This window comes from Bradyrhizobium sp. GW821-FHT13H06, assembly GCF_058803975.1.
In genome coordinates, this window is the sequence record NZ_JBXAPN010000016.1 from 1 (window position 1) to 23,888 (window position 23,888).

The 23,888-nt window shown below is 58.5% G+C and carries 16 protein-coding genes and 1 pseudogene; 6 read left to right on the forward strand and 11 right to left on the reverse strand.

The annotated features are described in order from the left end of the window. Window positions 1-87: 87 nt before the first annotated feature. The 3 genes and pseudogenes from AC1RQP_RS37705 to AC1RQP_RS37715 all read left to right on the forward strand — a co-directional run. A pseudogene (locus AC1RQP_RS37705) lies at window positions 88-981 on the forward strand (AAA family ATPase); the annotation flags it as partial. 726 nt (window positions 982-1,707) lie between these two features. Beyond that, complete coding sequence (locus tag AC1RQP_RS37710; RefSeq protein ID WP_492942585.1) at window positions 1,708-2,124, forward strand: hypothetical protein; 417 nt, start codon at window positions 1,708-1,710, stop codon at window positions 2,122-2,124. Then, window positions 2,121-3,605: a hypothetical protein gene (locus AC1RQP_RS37715; protein WP_492942587.1), complete on the forward strand. Its 1,485-nt coding sequence runs from the start codon at window positions 2,121-2,123 to the stop codon at window positions 3,603-3,605. Before AC1RQP_RS37710 ends, AC1RQP_RS37715 begins: the two co-directional genes overlap by 4 nt. Window positions 3,606-5,447: 1,842 nt before the next feature. Here the strand turns inward: AC1RQP_RS37715 and AC1RQP_RS37720 are convergent. The 3 genes from AC1RQP_RS37720 to AC1RQP_RS37730 all read right to left on the reverse strand — a co-directional run bounded on the left by AC1RQP_RS37720 (window position 5,448) and on the right by AC1RQP_RS37730 (window position 8,510). Next, a complete protein-coding gene (locus tag AC1RQP_RS37720; protein WP_492942589.1) occupies window positions 5,448-5,837 on the reverse strand; it encodes a hypothetical protein in 390 nt (129 codons plus the stop codon). Window positions 5,838-6,041: 204 nt separating this feature from the next. Then, window positions 6,042-6,437: a hypothetical protein gene (locus AC1RQP_RS37725; RefSeq protein ID WP_492942591.1), complete on the reverse strand. Its 396-nt coding sequence runs from the start codon at window positions 6,435-6,437 to the stop codon at window positions 6,042-6,044. Window positions 6,438-6,941: 504 nt separating this feature from the next. Continuing rightward, window positions 6,942-8,510: a hypothetical protein gene (locus AC1RQP_RS37730; protein WP_492942593.1), complete on the reverse strand. Its 1,569-nt coding sequence runs from the start codon at window positions 8,508-8,510 to the stop codon at window positions 6,942-6,944. A 714-nt stretch (window positions 8,511-9,224) separates the two neighbouring features. On the opposite strand from AC1RQP_RS37730, the gene AC1RQP_RS37735 reads away from it, so the two are divergent. Both AC1RQP_RS37735 and AC1RQP_RS37740 read left to right on the forward strand, forming a co-directional pair. Continuing rightward, on the forward strand, window positions 9,225-9,533 hold the full coding sequence (locus AC1RQP_RS37735; protein ID WP_492942595.1) for a c-type cytochrome: 309 nt from the start codon (window positions 9,225-9,227) through the stop codon (window positions 9,531-9,533). A gap of 408 nt (window positions 9,534-9,941) precedes the next feature. Then, on the forward strand, window positions 9,942-10,655 hold the full coding sequence (locus AC1RQP_RS37740) for a DUF6998 domain-containing protein (protein WP_492942597.1): 714 nt from the start codon (window positions 9,942-9,944) through the stop codon (window positions 10,653-10,655). Between the two features lie 293 nt (window positions 10,656-10,948). Here AC1RQP_RS37740 and hsdR read toward each other — a convergent pair whose 3' ends face one another. The 5 genes from hsdR to AC1RQP_RS37765 all read right to left on the reverse strand — a co-directional run bounded on the left by hsdR (window position 10,949) and on the right by AC1RQP_RS37765 (window position 17,585). Then, on the reverse strand, window positions 10,949-13,297 hold the full coding sequence (gene hsdR / locus AC1RQP_RS37745; protein WP_492942598.1) for an EcoAI/FtnUII family type I restriction enzme subunit R: 2,349 nt from the start codon (window positions 13,295-13,297) through the stop codon (window positions 10,949-10,951). Continuing rightward, the gene (locus AC1RQP_RS37750) at window positions 13,294-14,091 is read right to left on the reverse strand and encodes a restriction endonuclease subunit S (protein ID WP_492942600.1); all 798 of its coding nucleotides are present in this window, start codon (window positions 14,089-14,091) and stop codon (window positions 13,294-13,296) included. Before AC1RQP_RS37750 ends, hsdR begins: the two co-directional genes overlap by 4 nt. Further along, window positions 14,088-15,545, reverse strand: a complete 1,458-nt coding sequence (locus AC1RQP_RS37755) for a class I SAM-dependent DNA methyltransferase (RefSeq protein WP_492942602.1) — start codon at window positions 15,543-15,545, stop codon at window positions 14,088-14,090. The genes AC1RQP_RS37750 and AC1RQP_RS37755 overlap by 4 nt, the downstream gene beginning before the upstream one ends. 507 nt (window positions 15,546-16,052) lie before the next feature. Beyond that, on the reverse strand, window positions 16,053-17,099 hold the full coding sequence (locus AC1RQP_RS37760; protein WP_492942604.1) for a hypothetical protein: 1,047 nt from the start codon (window positions 17,097-17,099) through the stop codon (window positions 16,053-16,055). 87 nt (window positions 17,100-17,186) lie between these two features. Continuing rightward, a complete protein-coding gene (locus AC1RQP_RS37765; RefSeq protein ID WP_492942606.1) occupies window positions 17,187-17,585 on the reverse strand; it encodes a hypothetical protein in 399 nt (132 codons plus the stop codon). A gap of 189 nt (window positions 17,586-17,774) precedes the next feature. Here AC1RQP_RS37765 and AC1RQP_RS37770 point away from each other — a divergent pair, with 189 nt between their 5' ends. Beyond that, complete coding sequence (locus AC1RQP_RS37770) at window positions 17,775-17,975, forward strand: hypothetical protein (RefSeq protein WP_492942608.1); 201 nt, start codon at window positions 17,775-17,777, stop codon at window positions 17,973-17,975. Window positions 17,976-18,930: 955 nt separating this feature from the next. On the opposite strand, the gene AC1RQP_RS37775 is transcribed toward AC1RQP_RS37770, so the two are convergent. The 3 genes from AC1RQP_RS37775 to AC1RQP_RS37785 all read right to left on the reverse strand — a co-directional run bounded on the left by AC1RQP_RS37775 (window position 18,931) and on the right by AC1RQP_RS37785 (window position 23,834). Next, window positions 18,931-19,059, reverse strand: coding sequence for a hypothetical protein (locus AC1RQP_RS37775; RefSeq protein ID WP_492942744.1), 129 nt, complete (start codon window positions 19,057-19,059; stop codon window positions 18,931-18,933). A gap of 522 nt (window positions 19,060-19,581) precedes the next feature. Continuing rightward, complete coding sequence (locus tag AC1RQP_RS37780) at window positions 19,582-21,351, reverse strand: MFS transporter (protein WP_492942610.1); 1,770 nt, start codon at window positions 21,349-21,351, stop codon at window positions 19,582-19,584. A 1,079-nt stretch (window positions 21,352-22,430) separates the two neighbouring features. Beyond that, the gene (locus tag AC1RQP_RS37785; RefSeq protein ID WP_492942612.1) at window positions 22,431-23,834 is read right to left on the reverse strand and encodes an aminotransferase-like domain-containing protein; all 1,404 of its coding nucleotides are present in this window, start codon (window positions 23,832-23,834) and stop codon (window positions 22,431-22,433) included. Window positions 23,835-23,888: the final 54 nt, after the last annotated feature.

A 23,888-nucleotide genomic window follows, 5' to 3' on the forward strand; every position in this document is an offset into this window, starting at 1 on the left:
GAACCTGATCACGATCAGTGGAATCCGTGATCACCATCGCCTGGAACACCTGATCACCATCCCTGGAATACGCAGACAACGGTCGCGCTTCGAATAGCAGCTCACGTTGTGCAGGGCCTAAAGCTTACTGATCGAGAAATCGAGAAGGGCAAGGTTCTGTTTCTGTCAGGCGAAAATCCCGACGACGTTCGGATGCGTTGGATAAAGCTGTGCGAGGAGATGAAGATCGACCCGGCGACGGATCAGGCGTTCTGGGTGGCCGGAACGTTCTCGATCGACAAGCTGCGGAAGACAATTCACGCGGAGACCAAGAAGCACGGGCCGTTTGCCTTGATCATCATCGACTCTGCCGCCGCATACTTCGAGGGCGATGATGAAAACTCAAACACGCAGTTCGGCAACTACGGGCGAATGCTGCGAAGCGTCCTGACGGAGATCGAGGGCAGACCGGCAGTCATCGTCCTTTGCCATCCCGTGAAGAACGCCAACCCCGAGAACCTGCTGCCGCGGGGCGGCGGCGCATTTGTCAACGAGGTCGACGGCAATTTGGTGATCCGTCCGCGATCCGAGGTCCCAAAGGTCGTCGAGATGCACTGGCACGGTAAGTTTCGCGGACCCGACTTCCACCCAATCGCATTTGCCCTGGACGCTGGGACCAGCAACAAAATCAAGGACAGCAAGGGCAGACCGATATGGACAGTCACGGCGCGGCCGCTGACCGCTGAGGAGTCGGCGAAGACTGAAGACATCGGGAGGCGAAGGGAAAGCGAGTTGCTTCGAACCATGCTGACGAGGGACGGTCTCACCCTAGCCGAATTCGCCCGCGCGATCGGCTGGTTCTATAAGAACGGCGAACCGAACAAGACGCTCGTCGACCGGACCATGAAGCAGCTGGAAGCGCGCGGACTGGTCAAGAAAGAAGGAGGGCACTGGAAGCTAACGAAAGCCGGGCGGGCCGCCAGTAACAATGAGGTATTATAGTAGTCCTTCGGAGATCCTCGGTGGAACTTCCGCAGGTTGGGGGGCCACACCCCGTCTTGAAACGGTCGGCCGCCTCCTAGGCGCGAGTTCCCCAGCGTTTCGGGTGAAACGAGGCAAGATAAAAACGTGACTAAGGTGCTGATCTTTAGGCGTTTCAGATGAAACATATCGCCGAAACGAGGTCCCACTAGGGCCTCGTTTTCGGACGTTTCGTTTCAGGTCCTTTCCTTAGGTTGAAACGCGAAACGCTGCGCTCGGAGCTGCCTCGGCTGATCCCGTGGACCGCTTAGGGCCAGCTCTGGAAAGGGGCTTACTGGGGCCTAGGAGGACGTATGGCAGCTCAAACTCCCCCGGACGGGCCCAGTCGTCGAAGGCTCAGTCCTCGAAGGCACGCCCGCGGTCGTCTAGTCCCATGTGGTAGAAATAGGTCCTAACACCTTAGGTAGTAAATTTAGAAGGCCAACTACCGCCTTCTACGCTTCATAAACCCTTCTAGAAACGGCCAAAATTGCCTTACCCACTAATCCCCAATTAGTGGGCATTTCAGACAACCTGTTGATATTACTTAATTTTATTTCGGTACAGGCGTCAAGTAAGCGGAAATGCCCCCTACAGACCGGGTTAGAGGACTGAATCTACAGGGATTTTTCTCCCTGAGAGCGCCCTGGCAGGTCTCATAAAAAAGGGAAATACTACCTAGCATGATCCCCCAGGAAAGCTCTTCCGATGGCCTCCAAGCCGAACCTCTCCCTCGATCAGCGCCTCCGATCGGCCTTTGGCAAGTCTGCCATCACCAACGGTGGCACGATCCTGCCTGACATCGATGGGAGGTCGAAGGTCGCTCGGCGGTTCAAGGACATCGCCGCCCAGATCGCCGCCGACCAGGGCGGCATCGACCGCCTCGCCGAGGCGAGGCTTCAGCTAATCCGGCGCTTCGCCGCCTGCTGCGTCATGGCCGAGCAGATGGAGGCGAGCCTCGCGAGCGGCGGCTCGATCGACGTAGCCGAACACGCACAACTCACATCGACGTTGGTCCGCGTGGCGTCGCGCATCGGAATCAACCGCAGGGCGCGGGAGGTCCTGCCTTCGTTAGAGAGCTATCTCAAGGGCAAGTCGGCCGATGACGAGGAGGACACGACGTGATCTCCATCCTCGACGCAGCCCGCGACCCGCACCTCTTCGCGCCTTGGATTAAGAACCGCAAACTGTGGGCCGCGTGGTTCGCCTTTCTTGCTGCGCTGTTCGCGCTCGAGATGACCGATGAGCAGGCCTCAATCTATCGAGCCTGCACCGGACGCGACGCGCTGCCCACCACAGCGGCAACCGAGGCCTGGCTGGCGGTCGGAAGAAGGGGTGGCAAATCGTTTGTTTTGGCGATGCTCGCCGTATTTGTTGCCTGCTTTCGCGACTACCGACAATTCCTGGCGCCTGGCGAGCGCGGCACGATCATGGTCATTGCCCGCGACCGAATGCAGGCTCGCATCATCCTCCGGTACATCAGAGCACTGCTGCACGTTCCACTCCTCGCCCAGATGATCGAGCGCGAGACGGCGGAGGCGTTCGACCTCGACAAACAGATCACCATCGAGGTTCACGTCGCCTCGTTCCGGAGCACCCGGGGCTACAGCATCATTGCTGCGCTCTGCGATGAGATCGCCTTCTGGCCGACCGACGACGCGGCAGAGCCGGACTTCGAGATCATCAATGCTCTGCGGCCCGGCATGGCGCAATTCCCAAACTCGCTGCTCCTCTGCGCCTCCAGTCCCTATGCCCGACGCGGAGCGCTGTGGGACGCTCACCGCAGACACTTCGGCCGCGATGCTGATCCAGTATTGGTTTGGCAAGCACCGACCAGGGTGATGAACCCGACGATCCCGCAGAGCTTGATTGATCAGGCGTATGAGCGCGATCCAGCCTCTGCAAGCGCCGAGTTCGGCGCGGAGTTCAGATCCGACGTCGAGTCCTTCATCAACCTCGAAGCCGTGCAGGCGTGCATTAGTAGGGGCACGTTGGAACGCCAGCCCAGATCAGGCTTACGCTACCTCGCCTTCACTGACCCGAGTGGCGGATCGTCTGACAGCTTCACGCTCGCCGTAGCTCATCGAGAGGACGATAGCCTGATCCTGGACTGCCTTCGCGAGATCAGGCCACCGTTCTCACCGGAAGCCGCAATTGCTGAGTTCGCCTCTACCTGCAGGTCCTACCGGATCTCACGGATTACAGGTGACAGGTACGCAGGCGAGTTTCCACGAGAGCAGTTTCGCAAGCAAGGCATCGGCTACGATGTCTCGAACAAGTCGAAAAGCGATCTGTATCTCGACTTGCTACCTCTCCTGAATAGCTGCCGGGTTGAATTGCTCGACAACCCGAAACTCACCACACAGCTGATCGCCCTAGAGCGGCGCACCGCCAGGAGCGGTAAGGAGTCCATCGACCATCCTCCCGGGGCTCACGACGACTTAGCTAACGCTGTCGCTGGCGTCCTCGCCTCCAACCTCGTGCTTCGTCCGCGGCTCCGGATTTTTACCTATCCGGTGGTGGGCAGCACGCCGGGGTGCGAGCTCGATCCAAAGACCATGCGCCCGATTGAGCGCGAGCGAATCAGGTGGAGGAAGGTGAACTAATCGCCACGATAGAATTGTTACAACAGACAAGGAGACCGCAATGAGGCGCTTGAGCCAGAACGAGATAGCCATACGTATCGTACCAACACACCTGCGCTGGCCTGATGCTTCCACGAGCGTTGTCTGGAGGCAGCTGCATGAGTGCGTACTGCGGTTTCATGAACTCGCGCGAGCCTTTGACGACGACTGTCTGGAGATCGAACAAAGCAAAGCTTTCAGCTCTGACGAGATCGTGCGGCGCCGCGCTGAGGCCGGCCGCGAGGCGATCAAGCAGTTGGCTGGGTTCAGGCCTTTCGAGAGTGCAAGCTCGGCGGCCACGAGGGAAGTCGAGCGGCTGCATCGACGTGAGGACCTGACGCCGCAAGAGTCAGAAGCGAAGCAGAAGTTGATCAAAGCGCTAGATGATCTACGAGGTGGACTCGGAGCTATGGAGCGACTTCTGCTGGAGAGGAGCAAAATACGGCAGAGGTCAGCCAATTACTCTCCTACAACATACTAAAGGGGTCAGTCCAACGTCCCACCAGTCCACACGCTTTCAGTTAGGCGTCCTGCTCTACGTATGATGTCCGCTTGTCTGCCAACAGCGGCTATATAGCCGACCTCGTTGAGCTTGGCTGGATACACGATATGCCGAATGGTCCTCGCATGCCTGACCCACGGATCCCCAACAGTGAAGGAACGAGCAAATGAAGACCGCTGCGCTTAGCGGGTTGCTGGACGAGTGCCGCGGCGCTCGGACCTCCGACGAACTCGCAATCGCTGGGGCCGCTATCATCGGGTTAGAGACGGCCCCGGCGCGTTGCTTCCCCGCCTACCACTTCTGACGAAGGAGCCCGCCAGTCGAACGCCAGCGGGCTAGTGAGCACACACACGAAGGCCGCAGCGGAGGTTCATTTCGCTGCGGCCCGCGCCGTGTCAAAAATCCGGGTGAAAAGTTCTAGGTGGAATATGAAGCCAGCCCCGGTGAGCAGAATCCTAATCGGGAAAACTCGGCAAGGCGAATCATTTTCGCAAGTTCCGAAAATGAAACTTTCATGGCCGTTAGCATAGGTCTTGTATTAGGAAGCGGAACAAGCAGCAGTCACGCGCCTCGGCTAGCGGCCTCTTTCAGCCTATGATCGCAAGCCGCGGATTGCCTCGCTCGAAGTCGGGTCGCACGTCGGCGCCACGGCTACCGCACCCCTGACATACGAACTGTGGCTCGACATCAGACAGGCGCAAGTCATCGCCCCAGCGGGCGGCGTCCAGAGCAACGTGGCGGCCGCAGTGGCAATAGACCAGCACACCACGAACGCCCATGCTCCGCATTTCGCCGAAGGTGATCTTAAGCGGCCGGCCGTCGGCGTGCGTATGGGTATGGCGTTGGGCGGCGCGGGGCATGCCGCGATCAAAGCGGTATCGAAAGTGCGTAGCAAATTATCGATTCCTAGTAGATCGGAACGAGCGCCGGCTACTGCCTGTCGGGGGTGTGGATGGCCCGCCAGTTCACGCTGACGGGCCTCTGCTCAAGGAAAGACTCGCTCGAAAGGCAGCTCAGGAATAGGCTCGTTGAGCTACGCGACTGACGTAGCATTTTGTGTAAACCGAATTAGGAGCAGAACATGCCGCTTTGCAGAGGTATAGCTCTATTTGTCATTGTCGCATTTGGAGCCGCCGTAGTGGCGGCAGGATTTACAACGTCTCCCGCATCCGCCGGGAAAATGGATGGCAAGCCCGGTGGTGGACGTAACTCAGCGCATTACGACACTCCGAGCAAAGCGAAGCCGCCTGCAACGAGAAAAAGCGCACCAGCACGCTAGAATCAAAAAGGGCCCGCCGGTTCACGCTGGCGGGCGCCTTGCGTCAGGGCGAGCCTCGCTTCTTCTTCGCGCCTACTGGTGGAGGCACCGGCTTTTCGGCGTTTGTGGAAACCAGATTATCCAAACGGGCACTGAGCGCGCCCACTTGCTCCGAAAGCAACTTTCTTTCGCCCTGTTCCCCTGACAGCTGCCGCTGGAGCTGGCTGATTTGCTCCTCGAGCTTTTGCTGAGCTGACTGAATGTCTCCAAGACTCTGCTGGAGGCCCGTTAGTGCCTCCTTTGTCGCGTCGGAGGCCGGCGGAGTGGGCGTGGCTTGCGGTTGCGAGGACACCGAATGCGGCTCGGTCGCATACCGACCGTTTTGCCATAACAACGCGCCGCCGCCCAAAACGACTACGATCAAGAGGAGCCATGAAAGCAGTCTGGCGTTCATGGGGTCGATAAAGCCTTAAACCCTCATTCGTTCCCAACGCTGTTCTCCGAAGGTGCAGCCACGCCGGTTCACGCTGGTGGGCCGCCGTGCTAACCATTGCGTGTCGTGGCTATCGTGCGGAACGTCGCGGCACAGGCCGCAGGATCTGCCTCAAAGCAGCGCCTGTGGCCAGCGATCGCGATTATCCTTTTGGACGAGGGAAATTTACGGGGTGGTCTCGGTCTTGACGTAGCTCAATGCGATCGTTCGCCGTGCCGGCAATATCAGCATGTAGCCGAGTGGTTCGCCGCACGAATTGCTGAGGCTATGGGCCCGGGCTCCTAGGCACACCGGGCCCGCCTTGTTTTCAGCCCGCCGTTCACGTTGGCGGGCCAGCGGCTTAATTTCGCCGCGCCGTCTCGTCCGCCTTTGGCCTGGATGCACGCGGGAGTCGACCAGCACCTCCGTGATGGAGTCGCGAAGGCTGTCGCGATCGAGGATGCGCATCAGTGCATCGACTGTGGCCACAGCGTCGCGCTCATGCGTTAGGTAGTTGTCCAGCGCCATCATGGCGAGGCCGTAGCTCTGCTCGATGTGCTCGGCATCGGATATAAGCACCATCGCAGATCCTCCCGCAGGCCCTTGAAGAACGGATGCCGAAGATGCCGTTGGCCGAGTTGGCGCGGTACGAGTCCTTCGGAGATGAATCGTTCCGGCGACGACGGCTAACGACCTAGCGGGCGGGCTCGGCAGGCGTCGGCACTAGCGGTTAAAAAGAAAGGGTCGCCTTCGCGGCGGCCCTGTCAGAAGTCTGAGCGCTTCGGACAAAAATAACGTACCAGCCCCGGGATGCAAACAGCTAAGGATACAAACACCTGCCCGGATGCAGGCATGAAAGCAGCGGATTGTTTCAGGAGTATTGCGTCTAGGCGTGCGATCCTTGTTCCGAGCAAGGAACTAGGACAGGCGCTTATTAATCGACTGCCCGCCTAACGTTCGGTTTACCCCCAGCATCGGCCAAGGGCAGATGGCTTCCGAGGTCGCAGGACAGACATGGACATCGCAAGTTGAGCAGCAAGCATGGTTGTAGTGAACCTCTCGGTTCTTCTGACGTAATGTGGCTTTTCAGGCGAATAGGAAGTCGTGGGCTGTCAACACGCTCGTGAAGTTGTGCAGAGTGACTTGGTCCGTTCCTGCGGTAATGACGGTATCAGTTCCGCTTTGGACGATCACGAGATTGTGGAATGACTCTACGCCCGCCACATCGACGAACTTAATTTGGTCATGCTGGCGCTGGCTAAAGTCTTCGATGGTGTTATTGGTTCCAACCGTCATCGGACCATCGTCCTTGAATACAAACAGATCGTTGCCGCCCTTAGCGCCACCTAACAATAACCCGTCACCCCATAGAACGTTCTTGACAGCGCAGCCCGGTGCTGCGGTCCCGGCGATCAGGATGTCGCTGCCGCCCCTGCTGGAATTGGAGAGGGATTGCGCGTCCCCGTATAGAAAGTTGTTAAGCTGGCCACTGCCACTGTTATTGTCGCCACCAATCAGAATGTCGTTGCCGCCCCGAGCGGAACCGGACATGCCGCGCGCATCGCCCCGGAGGATGTTACCGATGCTTCCATCGCCGGAAGCGTCGCCGCCGGTTAGGGCGTCGTTCCCGCCCGCAGCATGGCCGGAGATGGTAAGAGCGTCGCCGCTGGCTTCATTGACCGCCTGCGTACCGGGCTGGCCGGTAATTTCCGACAACACGGCCACGTCATGGCCCCCGCGGCTAGAACCGGACATATCGCCGCCCGCGTCACCATAGAAAGTGTTCACGACATCAATGCCCGTAGCGAAGGCGTTGGTTGTGAAGGAGCCGCTTGCCTTGAAGCTATCATTGCCGCCGTGAGCGTGGCCAGACATGCTTCCGCCCGCGTCGCCGTAGAACGTATTGAACACTCCGCTAAGCGCCAAGACGTCAAAGGTGTCATCGCCACCTTTACTGTGCCCGGACATGTTGCCACCCGCGTCACCGTAGAAGGAGTTGACGGAGTTTTCCAATCCACCGAAGAAGCTAATATCCCCTGTGAAAGTATCGTCCCCGCCTTGACTGTGGCCGCTCATGCTGCCGCCAGCGTCGCCATAGAAGGTGTTGCTGGAAATGGAGCCGCCCGTAAAGCTATCGTTGCCCCCTTTACTGTGGCCCGACATGTCGGTGCCGGCGTCGCCGTAAGCGATGGTGCTTGCGAATACTTCGATTGGGGTGAACGTGTCGGAGCCGCCTTGCGCAAAATCAAAAAGGCCGCCCCCGGCATCGCCGTAGAACTTACTGCCGGAAAACAAGCCACCCATGAAGGTATCGTTGCCCCCTTTACTGTGGTCGAACATGTTGTCGCCCGCATCACCGTAGAAGGTGTTGGACGTGGAACCACCTCCAGGTGGATTGCCGCCGCCCGTCAAGACGTCGTTTCCACCTTTACTGTGGTCGAACATATTACCGGCCGCGTCGCCGTAACCAAAGTTGACGGCGTTAAACGATCCTCCCAAGATGGTGTCGTTGCCGCCCTTGGCAAAATCGAACATGCTGCCACCAGCATCGCCGATCGAAACATTTGTGGTCACGGGCTGACCCATGAGGGTGTCATCGGTGCCCAAATGATGGTTGCGTAGATCTCCAGGAGTAAACGGGACGCGCTTGAACACGGGCAAGTTCCTCCCCGATTCTCGTCACACGACACACCTGTGACGAGGCCAAGTGGTACTCTCACAGGAAGCGGGCAAGTTGACAAACATCAACTTCAGAGCGAGCACCGACAGAACAGCTACGGCATCAAAACCCGGTCCGCCGCTTTATGCCTGACCTCATGCGGCCTGTTGGCTGCTCGACGGGGAGGTCGGCTGGCTCTCCTCAGGCCCGTTGATCTGTTCACAAGATGCGAGAGGCCACACGCCGGGCATTTCAGAAGCTCGAACAAGCTTGGATCGGCGTTTGGGTCTGGCGCAATCGGGCGGGGACACGCTCTTCCAGTTACCGGGCATTCATAGGTTGGGTTCGGCATTTGTAATGCATAAGCCGAAGCCCCTTCTCCGGATTGACATATCGCAACCCCGCGCTGTGGAAGCCAACGGACCTCTTTCCAGGGCTTCGGGTTATGGTCGGGGTGCGGCCGAGCAAAGCAGGTCTTGTTGATGTCGCGTTTCGTTGTCCGGTTTTTCAAGCAGGTACTTGGTGAGAATCGCCGGGAGAGCCAGGTTTGTCAGTCTGTTCTAGAAGTCGACGCGACTGCTCGGGCCCAAGCAGCTGAGATTGCGAAAAGGCTATTCTGCGAGAACCATCGTCTTTCCGAATGGTCGGATCACGCTGACCACATCGAGATCAAAGAGGCCGACTTCCCCTCCTAATCACCAGCGGTGACAATGATCAAACAACTTACCTTTTGGGTATTCGCACTACTTTGCTTCAGCTGTCATTCGGCAGCGGCTGCCGACGCGCGCAACGGAGCGCTTCTGGCCAAGCAGTGGTGTAGCGCTTGTCACCTTGTGGAGCGTGGGCAGCAGGGCCCGACGACCGAGGCAACCCCTTTCGTTACGGTGGCAAAGAGGCCCGGGTTCAACGTCGGCAAGCTCGCCTTCTTCCTGCTCGATCCGCATCCGAGGATGCCCAATATGCAGCTGACGCGGAACGAGGCAGCGGACATTGCCGCCCATGTCGCTACCCTCAAATGAAGAGGAAGCGGAAGTTGTTTCGTCATTCCAAATCTCACTTTCGCTGCGCCATGATTAGTTCCGCGACAATGCAAGTGGCGGTCCCGCGCCGATTGCATTGTGGGTATCGCGCAACGTCGGTTGGCCTCGTGAGGCGTGGCACATCTGGCTCCCCGAGAATGGCATGCGACGAATTCGTGGATCGAGCAAACAAAGCACAGAAAGCTGCTTGCGATCGAGCAGGACAGGCACAAGCGGGAGACCTTTGAGCGCGCTCTTGACCAAGAAGAAAACTCAGTAGCCCTGGCCCGGGGATCGCAACGAGTCTGAATCCTGCTCTAGTATCGCAACGAGTCTGAATCCCGCTCTAGTACAGTCACCTGAGGGGCAGGTCACATCACGGAGCCTAAGTGAGAGGACAAGAGACTCATGGACGAGGCCAAGCCGACGCTAACCCAGGTCCAGATCATCCAGTCGCTCGCCGAGGCGCTATCGTGGTTTGAAGGAATTGAGCTGGGCGTTTCTCCGGGCGAGCTCAATCACCTCACCGGAAGAATAGGCGAGCTCTACGCCGCCATGATCACCCGCGGCCAGATGGCGCTGGAGACCAATCAGCGCGGCTACGACGTGGTCTCCGCTCTGAACGAGCGCATCTCCGTCAAGACCATTACCAGTTCGACCCATGTGACGTTCAATACTACGACCTTCGAGCTGGTCGATCGAGTGATGGTCCTGCGGGTCAACGTGGACGAGGAGAAGGGAATATCTGTCGAGGAGATACTCGATGAGCCAGCCGAGGCCGCCAAGGGAAAGATGCATCACACCGGCGCGAACTTCGTCTACGCGATCCCGCGAGCCTCGCAGCGCGAGCAGCGCCCCGTCGAGGAGCTGCGAGTTATGGCCCGAGCCAGCCATTCTGGCCTAGATATAGTCAGGTACGAGAGCGGGGCCATCCGCGTCCTGCGAGACGGCATCGTTCAGCCCGTCGTCGTCAAGGACGTGCTTAGACCCATAGCGTCTGAGCTGGGCGTGGAGGTCCTCAACTCGAAGGGCGACATCAAGAACACTCAGGCACTAGGGGCAGACATCATTCGTGCCCTAAACGCGCGAGAGGACAAGAGAGGAGCGATTCTTGAGAATTAAGGACTACAGTCGCGCGCACGTCAAGAACACCTTCTCATTGTCGAGAGCGGCAGCAAGATGGTAGTAGCGCATTCGAGCGGTGGAGATGCCGAGGCAGCGCCCAGCAGCAGCTGAGGAAGGCGATGGCAGATGTCCTGGAGGGGGTCGCGGCAACCAAGCGAGCGCTGCTGGAGCGATGCGAGATGCGGGAGGACAGCGGGGGCAACTTCCACTCCGTCCACGAGCCCAGAAGCAGCGCGACAGTAGGAACCAAGCCGGCTGTGGCCGCGGAGTAGAGGCTAAAAATTGGAAGCTCAATTCGACGAAGAACGGCCCGTTGCCTGTTGATGGGCCGCGTCGGGCAGGTATAGATATGGCTGAAATCCAATGAACGCCTCGCGGATGGCTTGGGGACCTCCGAGCTTGTCCGCCGCGTCGTCAATGGTGTGATACTTCAGCTCCAGAAGGCTTCCGAGCTTCTCTTGGTCCAGCTCCTCCACTCCGAGGGTCACATATTGCGCCAGTACGAAGTCTAGGAAGGCTTGAATTTTCGCGTCGTACTTCGCTAAGATTTTAGGACGGCACGACTCTACGCGTTCTGAGCGCTGGATCGGCGGTAGCGCAAAGGCCACGTACGCGAGCACATCGAAGATGTCGCTCTTCTCCGCGTCTAGCATCCGGCCAATCTCGGCGAGTTGCTCGCTACCGAACCCTTTCTCGGCCAGCCCATCCAGAAGCGCCCTCCGCGTGTCGGGCTTGCTCCAGAGCCGGCGCAGCTCCTCCTCATCCTTGAAGTAGTGAGGCAGCTCGCCGAATAGCTTCTCGATGAACTGATTTGCAGATATCGGCCTGCCGTCGGGACTCCAGTAGCTCGTCGCCGTCATGCTCTGAATAGTGCGTTCTTTCCCGTCGGCTAGTTTGATCCTGATCTTCTTGGGCGTGTCTCTTTCGAGCTCATCAGCGCTGGCCCGGTCTCCAGCTGCATCCTCATCTTTCCGTCGCCTTTCCGCTTCTACCTGCTCCTTAGGTTCGCCGTCCCATTCGGGATCGTTGAAGTGCTCGTAGGCCTTCACAAAATCATAGATCGTGAAATAATCCTTGCCTTCAAACAGCCTCGTGCCACGCCCGACGATCTGCTTGAACTCGATCATCGTTCCTATTGGTCGCATCAGCACGATGTTACGAACGTTCCGAGCATCAACCCCAGTCGAGAGCTTCTGGGAAGTCGTCAGGATGGTCGGGATGGTCTTCTCGTTGTCCTGGAACGTCCTCAGCCACTGTTCGCCCCGGGCACCATCCTCGGCTGTTACCCGCACGCAAAAGTTCGGATCGACGCTCGTCTTCATCTGGTTGATCAGATCGCGAACGAGCGCCGCGTGCGCCTGATTGGCACAAAATACCAGCGTCTTATCGCGTTGATCGATCTGATCCAAGAACAGCTTGACCCGGTAGCGCTCCCGCTCCTCGATCTCGATGGTGCGGTTGAACTGCGGTTCTTTATAACGCCGCCCCTCCTCAATCTCTCCTTCGACTACCGTATCATCCGACGTATAGACGTAGTCGTCGAGGGTGGTGGCGATCTGCTTCACCTTGAATGGAGTCAAGAATCCATCGTTGATGCCGTCTTTCAGCGAGTACGTGTAGACCGGCTCTCCGAAGTACTTGTAAGTATCGACATTGTCACGGCGCTTCGGAGTGGCCGTCAGGCCGAGCTGCACTGCAGGCGCGAAGTAGTCGAGAATGCCGCGCCAGTTGCTTTCGTCGTTAGCGCCGCCGCGATGACACTCGTCTATTATTATGAAGTCAAAGAAGTCGGGGGGATAATCACCGAAATAGGGAGCGGGCTCGCCATCCAGATCCGTCCCGCTCATGAAGGTCTGAAAGATGGTGAAGAAGATACTCGCGTTCTTCGGCACCCGACCGGCCTTACGAATTTCTTCAGGCTTGATGCGGGCCAGTGCGTCCTCAGGAAACGCAGAGAAAGCGTTGTAGGCTTGATCAGCAAGGATATTGCGATCAGCAAGGAAAAGGATGCGCGGCCGCCGCGAAGGCTTGCGCGACAGATTCCAGCGGCTCTGGAATAGAGCCCAAGCGATCTGGAAAGCGATCGCGGTCTTGCCAGTACCTGTGGCGAGCGTCAGTAGGATGCGCTGCTTGCCAGCCGCGATGGCCTCAAGCGCGTTCTCGATTGCGTTATGCTGGTAGTAACGCGCCTGCCATGTGCCACTTCGTTCCTCGAACGGCACGCTGGCGAAGCGGTCGCGCCATTCGTTCGGAACAGCAAATACTTTGGCCCACAACTCTTCCGGCGTCGGGTAACGTTCGACGTACCTCTCCTCACCGGTCTCAATGTCGATTTGGTAGATGCGCCGGCCGTTGGTAGAATAGGCGAATCGAGCCTGCAGCCTTTTGGCATAGGCCTTTGCCTGGCCAATGCCTTCCGTATCGGTTTTGTCGCGGGCCTTGGCCTCAATCACCGCTAGCTTATGATTACGGAATGTCAGGACATAATCGGCAATCTCGGACCTTCCGCGGCGTCCGATGCCCTCGATACGACCCGGGCAAATCACTTCCAGCCGCATCCGGCTATCTTCTACGACGCCCCAGCCAGCTTGCCGGAGCGCCGGATCGATGAGTTCGGCGCGGGTCTCGGCCTCATTCATTCAGCCGCCTCTCTGATGGCCGCGGAGGGCGTACTCAGTTTTCCGGAAAACATCCTTTGCAGGACGGATTGTTTTAGGGAGGCCAGCTCGACTAGCTTTCGCCGATAAATATCTGCAAGCCGTTGAACCGAATTTGCGTTAGCCTCGATCGCTTGAGCCAATGCTCGCTGCTGTTTGACCTCAGTCGGAAATGAGATAGGAACTTGCTTCAGCAAACTCGCCTTAATGCCTACAACAGTGGCTCCGGTGCCCCGCCTAATAATTTCTTGCTGGATCGGTCGAGACATCAGTGCATATTTCAGAAAGGTTCGATCGAGCACATTATCGTTGGGCTGCATCGTAATCAACCGTTGGCCGATAACCACATCTTCATCAGTATCCAGCTGTGCAACGTTTCCGAGAGGCGCCTCAGTTGTGAAAAGCACGTCGCCTTTTCTTGGAAACCCTCTCGTCATCCAGCTGCGATAGACACTCGGATCAATAAACTCCTCCGGCTCACGTCTAATACGATTCATCTTTACATTTTTCGCCGTGATCAATCGAATTCCCGCCTTTCGTTTTGGCGGAGTCTTTCCGCGGTAGTCAATAAATCGCACTTCATTACCAAGCTCAGTGGTTTTCCTACCCACAATGATCGAAGGCTCATCTACGAAAAATAGGTTAGATCGATCCTTAATACCGTTGGCACCATAGACGGCATATTTCCCATCAATATTCCGCTCCGTTGCAGGCAGCGGCTTGCCATATTGAAGGGCCAACACATCACCCAGCTTCTTTTCTTCCCAGCCCGTCACAACAAAGCTCCAATGTCTGCCAGGATTTCTGCGCTTTCTGCATCCAGTGCGGCTATTTCGGCGATGATATCTTTCGGATCGCGCAGAGCTGCTTCGTCCGGCTTATTCGGGTTCTTTACCGACAAGTCGTAAGTCAACTTATTGACGCTCTTGACGTCGACGAACCACGAACTTTCGCCGGCCTCGGAATTCGCCTGCTGCGCGACGAAATCCTTAAGATCGTCATCACGGAGTGGGGTCGTCTTGCCAAGATTGCGACCGGGATCAAGTTTATAGTACCAGATCCTCCGCGTCGGTGAGCCCTTCTCGAAAAACAGCACTACGGTCTTGACGCCTGCCCCCTGGAAGGTGCCTGGAGGCATGTCTAACACCGTGTGCAGGTTGCAGCTCTCCAAGAGCTCCTTGCGTAGCGCCACAGAAGCGTTGTCGGTATTCGACAGGAAGGTGTTCTTTATGACGATCGCTGCTCGGCCGCCTGCCCTCATAGACTTGATGAAGTGCTGTAGAAACAGGAAAGCGGTCTCGCCGGTGCGTATCGGAAAATTATGCTGGACCTCCGCACGCTCCTTCCCGCCGAATGGGGGGTTGGCCAGCACCAGGTCGAAGCGGTCCTTGTCCTGGATGTCGCTGATGTTCTCATCCAGCGTGTTAGTGCGCACGATGTTCGGGGCCTCGATACCGTGCAGGATCATGTTCATGACGCCGAGCACATAGGCGAGCGGCTTCTTCTCCTTGCCAAAGAAAGTCTTCGTCTGAAGAGTGTGGAGGTCCTTGGTTGTCAGCTTCTCCCGGTTACGCGTCAGGTATTCGAACGCCTCGCAGAGAAAACCGGCCGATCCGCAAGCGCCGTCGTAGATGCGCTCACCGATCTTGGGCTTCACCACCTGGATCATGGCGCGGATCAGCGGCCGCGGCGTATAGTACTCCCCGCCGTTCCGACCGGCGTTGCCCATATTGCGGAGCCTGGCCTCATAGAGCTCGGAAAGCTCGTGCTTCTGGGCCTGCGACCGGAAACTGAGACCGTCAACCAGCTCGAGGACGTCGCGCAGCAGGTAGCCGCTCTGAAACTTGCTCCTGATCTCCCCGAACATCTCTCCGATCTTGTACTCGATCGTGTTCGGACCTTCCGCGCGGGTCTTAAAACCCTTCAAGTAAGGAAAGAGCTTATCATTGACGTAGCCGATGAGATCGTCGCCGGTCAGTGCCCTGTCGTGATCGAAGGAGCCGTCCTTCTTCTTCGGTGCGGCCCAGGTTGACCAGCGGTGCGGCTTGTCGATGATCGACTGATACTTCCTGCCGTTGAGTTCTGCTTTGTCCGCGTTGATCTTTTCGAGGTCATCGAGATACTTGAGGAAGAGTATCCAGGACGTCTGCTCGGCATAGTCCAGCTCGGTGGCGCAGCCGACCTCTTTCCAGAGGAAGTCGTCGATGCTCTTGAATACTTGCTCGAACATATGTGCCCCTATCGCGAGCGCAGCAAAAGCTGCACCTAGCCCGCAAACCCCAACGACGTTGTTCAATCGCAAGATGCAGGAAGATGCGCGGTTGTCTAGCGATAAAAACTATCTAGTCTTGGGGCGCCCGATTGCGGACCAGATCAGGCCTCCAACCCCTATAAGGCACGGATTCTGAGCGATTCTGGCAAGCAAATTGAAGAAGGGAGCCGGGCCACTTCGCCATTCGGCCACTCCCAGCCCGTGTAGGGGCTGACGAGCCAGGCCCCAGGGCGGCAGTTCGCCAGTCGAGCCTTAGAGGCGTGAGCATCGATCATCGGCTTCGTCCCGCGCGGGCGATCCGGATGGGGACACGGCAGGTCCTCGAACTCGGGAGGCACAGGTACTTCGTCGACCGTCGGGAGAGGCCGATTCGCTGGGCCGGGCAAACTCGGGGACCTCTGACCAGGGTACCCCCGCCGAGGTCACGTCGGCCGACTTCTTAGACATCGCAGGACCTCCTCACGCTCAGCTATCTTCGTCCGCCTCGTCGTCGGCACTGGGCCCCTCGCCCTCGACGGCAATCGCGAATGGTACGGTCTGCAGCTGCTCGTCCCACGCCTTGTTGAACGCCCGGAAGTCTTCCTCGGTATGAAGGCGAAACCGCAATCTCTTCCCCGCAGCCACGGGCCTGATCTGCTCCTTGTCGCTCAGTCGAGCGGCCCAGAACTCCTGGTCTGCCTGGAAGCGCCCCCTCTGACTGACGTAGGCGAAGGTCCTCTTAGCAGCCATTCTGAAGCGAATCCGATCAGAGGCGCGGAAGCGAAGCACGGCCTTTCGCGGCGCCTTCTCGCGACCGCGCTCTGCCTCTGCCTTGAAGTACTGGAGCACGACGGGATTCTCGATCTTTTCGAGCGCAGTGGCCCAATCAGGAAATTGCGCCCCCGAGGCAGCGCGCACGCCGCGACGCCTGGCCTGGGCCGTCAGCTCAGGCGGCGGGTAGAGTCGCGCGCACGTCAAGAACACCTGCTCATTGTCGACTGCCATCGCGAGACGGTAGCAGCGAATGTCGACGTCGTAGCCCTCGTAGAGCCACTCGGCGGCGGCCAGAACCTCGAAGTCAAACTCCTCCGCGAGCAGGATGACTCGCTGCGAACGATTGATGCTCTCCAGCTCGCCCTGCTCGAGGAAGTCCTCCAGCTCGGTCGTTGCCGCGTCACGCGTCTTGTGTCGCTCTAGCTCCTCGATGAAATTGTCCGCAGACCACTTCGAGATCATCCCGGCGTAGGACAGGGCCTGGAGGAGCTGAAGCTTGTGACTGGCGCGCTTCAGCTCGATTACGACCGCAGCTCCGTCGGAATCGATGGCGAGCAGGTCAATTCGATCGGCGACGAAGTCTGTGGGACGCACCTCCTCGCCGATGATCTTCAGGTTCTCGCCCATCTCCTCAAAGAAGGCCTCTGAACTCTGCAGGATCATCCGCTGAAGGTCCTCGCGCTCCAGCAGCCCGAGGCCTACGGAGCTCTCGGACTTGAGCCGGACGAGTAACTTCTGGCTCCTATCGATGCGAAGCACTTCGGTCCTCGACATGTTGGGCGTGAACTAGCAAGCTGCGCGGCCCGTCAGCGCTTCTCGCTAGTACGGCGCTAAGGTGATTGCGGCTCACACGGCCCTTCGTGCCTGGTCGCGATGACGAGAGAAGGCCTCGGCCAACTCCTCCGCGGACGGGGGATAGACGTCGTACCAGTCCACTCTCTTCGCGTCATAGACATCCTCCCTCTGCCTATCGAGCGTCGACTGATCGATCGGGATGTTCTCACCCGGCGTCCCCCGGCCCTTCCCCACCACTATTGCCGTAAGAGGCGGGAGCGCGTTGTCGTTGCAATAGTAGGCGATGTGACCAAGGATGTCGTTCAGTACCCCGGCCGCCTCGTGGCCGTACATCAGGACAGAGAGGTCCTGATAGGTGACGGTCTGTCTGTTCTTCGCTTTGCCCACCAGGATCTGCCACGCCTGAACGGCGCGTTCGGGATGGGACGAAGTCGGGTTGAATTTTCTCATGGTCCTGCCTCTTCATATGGCCGTCGTGAAGTCACTCTTCGCAAGATCAGCAGCAGGTGCTGTTGAGGTACCGCAACAAGCTTGCTCGACAGAGGGGGATTTTTTTGGGCCGAGGGCGAATTGTTGCAGGTTCCTGGAACCCTAGGCCTGCTCAAGCATAGTGAGGCGGGGCCACGGGGAGTTCTCGACGTGGCAGTGAGTAAGCAGTTCCTGACGACGCAGGCAGCGACGCTGTTGGCGTTCGCGAAGGCCACATCAGACCCACAACTCTCAGCAAAGCTCGTTGCCAAGGCGGCCGACCTCAGGATGCGTGCCGAGGGCCTGAGCGATGATGGCGATCTAGGACCTCAGCCGCCGGACGTCATCCACCTGCCGCACACCAAGAACTAGGCTCACCACTACTCAAGGTGATAGCCACGATGCCGCGGCCCAGCAGCAGCGGCGTCGGGGCAATCTGGGTTATTTGCCTCGGGCCCGAAATAATCCGGGGCCGCGTGCCGAGGGGAATTTCTAAGTCATTGCTAGGGATTATATGGTGGGCGCACCAGGGCTCGAACCTGGGACCCGCTGATTAAGAGTCTGATGTTTTCTAAATAACTACAGGTACTTAGATGTAAAAGAAGGTCACAGCAGAGCTATATGGATCAATGGGTTACAGCTGAGTTGTAAATCACGAGCCGGCGCTTTTTCCGGCCTGCGACCCCTGCGTCCCGAACGTAAGTAGCAATCGAAAAATCCAGCAAAAACAATCAAGATCATTCCTGATTGACCACCTTAAAGCCGTTTGTTCACGGCGTTTCGGTGGTCAATCGGTGGTTAGCCGCCAGCGCCATTCCAGTATTCGATGCGCCGTACGTGTAAAGCACTCCATTGGTAATGGAGAGGTCGACAGTTCAATCCTGTCTGGCAGCACCAGCTTCCCCCTTTGATTTTTAGGCTCTTTGGAAAACCATCGGGGTAGGCGCAGTGAGTACAAATGCAGAAACGTGCGCGGGAATGCGCCTATAGCGGCACGCTTCTCGCACGCTAAATCTCGCTTGGTTTTGCAGTGCCATGAGCGGCCCCGCATGGAGAGGATTCCAAATGGCGACATGTCCGATTTGCGGAAACGAAATCGGAGAGCTTCCAAGAACCGGTGATGCCGAAGGGTTTGATTGCAAGCAACACGGCAAGTTCAAGGTCTCAAGGACAGCTCTTGAGGCTGAGCCGAGTAAGAGCGCCGGGCGCGATAGTTGGGTCCGCGGCGCGCTATCTCTCACCGGTTGAGTTGGCCTAGGAGTTTCCACCGTCAGGAATACGAAGGCCGGCCCATCGTCGTGCAGTCATGTGCACAGGACGATCGCGCTCAAATCGTTTGCGAGCTCGCTAAAGCGACCGGCGCGAACCAGGCGTCATCGTGGTAGGGCGTCGCGGTAATGCGCAGCCGCTCGGTGCCGCGCGTCGGATAGTTGATCGGCTGGACAGTATCCCCCATCAGGAAACGGGGGAATCGTAGCTGACTCGTGGCTCTTCACACAGCCAGGGTCAACAGCAGCAGTCAGCTCAGCGAGCACATGGCGCACGCTCTGCCGCAGACAGCCGACATAGCGACGGCTCTTGCGTTGTTCTGCTCAGGAGCGATTCTGTTGAAAAAGTCCGATCTGTCGCGCATGCCTATTTTCTAAGGGCTACCGGTGCGGTCGACGCCGTTAGACACGGGGCGCCACGTCAATCTGCGCTGAATCGCTCTTCGATCTTCCTAGCTTTGCCGTGAAAGCTGTTCTTGCCGGAATTCGCCCTGAGCTGATCTCAGCGACATTTTGCGCTAGTACTATTTTCGACTTTTTCAACAGTATCGATCATCAGCCGACTTCGGTAAACGTCCGCATTGTTTTGGCGCTGCAAAATCTCGGGGCCTAAGGTCCTGTGGGCTATTCGATCGGGTATTCGGTATTGGCGGTACGGCAGCCGTCATGGCTATGATTTGGCTGGTCCTCACTTAAGCGCGATACGACTCCTAAAATACCGTGCCCGTTGGGGAGCGCGGCTTGCGCTGCCCCAAACCGGCGGCGAGTAAAGCACCGCCGACATGGCAGATGGCAATCCCGACAAGGGTGACTGAAAAGGCTCGCGTCACGGTTGCCGGAACGGCATGCGCGCCAATGACGGAATAGAACAGGCCGCCGAGCACCGCGATGCCGACCGCGGCACTGACCTGCAACGTAGAATTGACAATGCCGCCGACAAGACCTGCGTGGCGCGGCTCCACGCGCTCGACAATCGCCCGCATCATCGTCGGCATGGACATGCCCATGCCGAGCCCGACGACCGCCACCGCTGGACCCAGCAACGTCCACGGCGGAGCGACACCAGCGGCGAAATGGGAAGCAATCAACGCGATCGCGATAGCGCCGGTCGCCGAAAGAGAAAAGCCGAGCGACGTCGCTGCCCTTCCTAACCAGCGGCCGAACAGTGGACTGAAGGTCGATCCGGTCACGAAGCCGATGGAAAACGGAATGACTCCGAGCCCGGCCTGCAGGGCGGTAAAGCCAATCGCAGCCTGGAGATAAATCGAATAGATCAGAAAGAACGTGGAAATGGCGTAGAGCGTCATGATGGCGCCCAGGCCGCGCATCAGGCCAGGCTGTTGAAAGATTTCAAGAGCGATGAGCGGATCGCCACCGGCCCCAGCCAGCCGGATTTCGTAGCGTCGGAACCACTCGACGAAGATCGGCGTGGTCAGCAACATGACGATCGACCACACCGGCCAGCCGCGCTCGCGCCCTTCGACCAGCGGCAGCACGAAAGCCGTAAGTGCTGCGCAGGACAAAACGACGCCGCCCCAGTCGAGGCGCGGACGGCGTTCGCTACGCGTGTCCCGCAGCACGCGGAGCGTGGCGATGAATGCGACAACCACGATCGGCACATTGATCAGGAAGATCAACCGCCAGCTCAATCCGCCGATATCGGCGGCAACGAGGGCGCCGCCCACAAGTTGGCCCACGGCCGAGGAGAGGCCGAGGGTGATGCCATAAATGCTGAGCGCGCGTCCGCGCTCGCGCGGCGGAAACAGGGCATGCACCGACGCCAGCGATTGCGGGGCCATGGCGGCGGCGGCCATCGCCTGCAACAGGCGCGCCATGATGAGCGAGGATGGCGACCAAGCGAGGCCGCAGAATGCGGAAGCCAAGGCGAAGCCGGCAAGGCTGATCAGGAAGATGGACTTGCGCCCATAAATATCCCCAAGCCGTCCACCGGTGATGAGAAAGACCGCATAGACCACGGAGTAACTTGAAATGATGAGCTGCGCGTCCGCCGCCGTCGCTTGCAGACCCGACGTGATCGACGGCATTGCGACAATGACGATGAAGAAGTCGAGCAGCGCCAGAAATGAACCCACTAGTAGACACGCGAGCGCCCACCACCGCTTTGGATCGAGATTTTGGACCTCGCTCTTCGCTGGTGCCGTGGGAGTTATCGACCTTTCGTGCTTCATTTTTCTTATCTTTGCTTTCGTTCGACCCATGTCCGGTGGGGCGACGGCGAGCCCGCCGCGGAAACCCGTCGCGCGGCAGACTGCAGCCGTGCCGGCATGCGCGGACATGATCTGCTCGGGGAAGATCAGACGAATGAATTGCCTCGCCCGCGTATGAACTTTCCGAGCAATTGACACGGAGCGAGCCTCGATACCGACGCCGGCCTTGTCGATAGCAAGCTGCCACGGGAAGCCGCGGCGTTGCTTGTCCGCGAGGTGGTGCTCTATCGCGTTCTTGGAGTGAAGAGCCAACGCGCCTTACCTGCTATCCTTCGGTCGGACTAGCTGTTGGCCATGAAGGCACGTCTCCAGTTCGGCGTAGCTTGGCGGGATAGAAGCGACGTCCGTTGTTAATGCCATGCATATTTTCTTTTCGGACGGTGCATATTGCGCCCATTGCGTTTGAAGTTGGTCCTTTGCGCTTTGCTCGTCGTCCACACATTTCTTTACCGTTGCGTTCAAACCTGCATTCGGGTCGACTGCGGAGGTGCTTTCGATTTTGCACCCCCGTTCAATGTTGAAGTTTGGAACATGATCCGCAACCGTGACGATCAGTTGCGAAGCCAGGACTAGGGCTGACAGTGAAATTATCATCTTCTTTCTCCTCATGGTGATGGTTGGGTTCGTGCAGTCTTGTCGCATGAGATCGGGACATCGACTTACAATGGTTCGGCTCCGGGAAAGAGGACCTCAAGGCTGGCGGCGTTGGCTACCGACATTATCCGCTTATGTAGGTTGAAAAGTAGCCAGATAATTCGCGGGTTCATAAGGGTAACTAGCGACCCCGAGAACAACATCAGGCACAACGCCAGGACGATTAGCGTGGCCAGCGTGATCGACCACAAATGATGATACTCTCGTTCCAAGACGGGTGCGCCTGGTGCCAGGAAGCTCTGAGCTTTGTCAGAGCAGCCAGACAGCAACGCTACAGACACTGAAGCCAATAGCCAGAATGATCTGAGACCAAATGCGACTCGCGCCGTCCGGTTCCGTTCGGGCCACACAATCGGCTCGTCAGATTTAAAAAGACTTGAACCGCGATCTTTGGCAAAAGACATGCGAGCACTCACTCGGCGAGCCAGAAAGTTGTGCGCGTAAGGACTCATTCAATCGTCATCCGCGCATCGAACTGTCAAATTGCGTTTGCACGGATAGAAGTAGCCTTCCGCCTACCGCAAATAAAGCTCGCTACGATGCAGTGTATGGACCGAGGACCTGCAGGCGATAAAAGAAGCTGCATTCAGCGTGGGCCAACGCAGTCTCGCGGGCTCGATAGATCAGAACCGCCGTCGGGTACTTCAGTTGCGGGATAGAGTACTGAGCGGCTCGTATTAGCGACGACGCAGTTGGTTAGACTGGGTTGAGTCAGACTGACTCGTCAATTGATGATTCAATGCGGCGGCGACGAGATTCAACGCTCTGATGAGATCGGATCGACTGGTGGCGGCGCCGAGCGATATGCGAACAGCGTGCCGCGGAACTCTATCGACGGCGAATGGTTCGGAGGTAACGACCGCAAGACCTTGACCCTGAACATGCGACGCGAATTCGGTGCTGGTCCAATCACCGAGCAACGGGATCCAGATGTGATGACCGTTGGGATGTGCGCGATAGGAGTGTCGCGCGAGCGCGCTGGCGGCCAGCTTCTGTCTTGCTGCCGCTTCGGCGCGGACGGCATCAATGATCGCATTGGCGCTGCCGTCCTGCAGCCACCGCGTGACGAGCGCGACGGTGAGGGGCATCGGCATCTGAACGCTCGCTCGCAGCGCGGCCGCCAGAAGCTCTTTGGACGCGTGGTCGGGGGTCAGAACAAATGATACACGGAAGCCGGGAGCGATACACTTTGAAAGGCTCGCCATGAAGTATGTCCGCTCCGGAATCAGTGACGCAAGCGGCACCGCCTCCGGCTCGAGTGCGCCGTAGGCATCGTCTTCCAGCAGCAGTACGTCATTTCTCCGCAATACCTCGGCCACCTCCTGGCGCCGCGGAAGCGGCATTGTCGCGGTCGTCGGGTTGTGGATCGTCGGAACCAAATACACCGCCTTGGGGGCATGTCGCCGACACGCCTCTTCGAGCGCGGCCGGAACGACGCCGTCCTCATCGATCGGGACCCCGACCAGGCGAACACCCGCATATCCGGCCGCGGCCCTTATCCCGGGATAGGTCAGCGCTTCGGTGAGAACCACATCACCTGGCGACGTCACCGTTTCAAGCAGAATGAAAATTGCGTTCTGAGTTCCGGGGCAGATCACGAGGCGATCACCACGCGCGTCCGCAATGCGCGAACGGAGCCACTCCGCAGCAATGTTGCACTCGGCCTGGCATGTTCGAGGGTCCCGGTAAGTGAGAAGCGCGGAGAACCCAACCTCGCGCTGGATCGCTGCGAGTCCGCGCGTGAGCCGCCCTTCCAGGTCGCTGTCCAGCGGTTGAGGCGGAAGAATCATCGAAAGGTCGATGTCCGGCGCCTGGTACGAGCTGCGCCTCGGGAACGATAGACACTCGACGACGAACGTGCCTTGCCCGGCGCGGGTCTGCGTCAGCCCGCGGTGCCGAGCTTCCGTGTAGGCGCGCGTCACCGTGGTGAGATCGATGCCGAGCGTCTTCGCCAGCTCCCGATGCGTGGGGAGCTGTTGTCCGCGCACTAGCCTTCCGCTCTCGATGTCCGCGGCCAAGGCTGCCACAATGCGCAAATAAACCGGGCCTTCGCGATCGGTTAGTGTAGGAGTCCAGCTCATACAACTGCCTCTCGTGTTAGGACCAAGACTGAATTCCGAGGCCACCAACGTGAT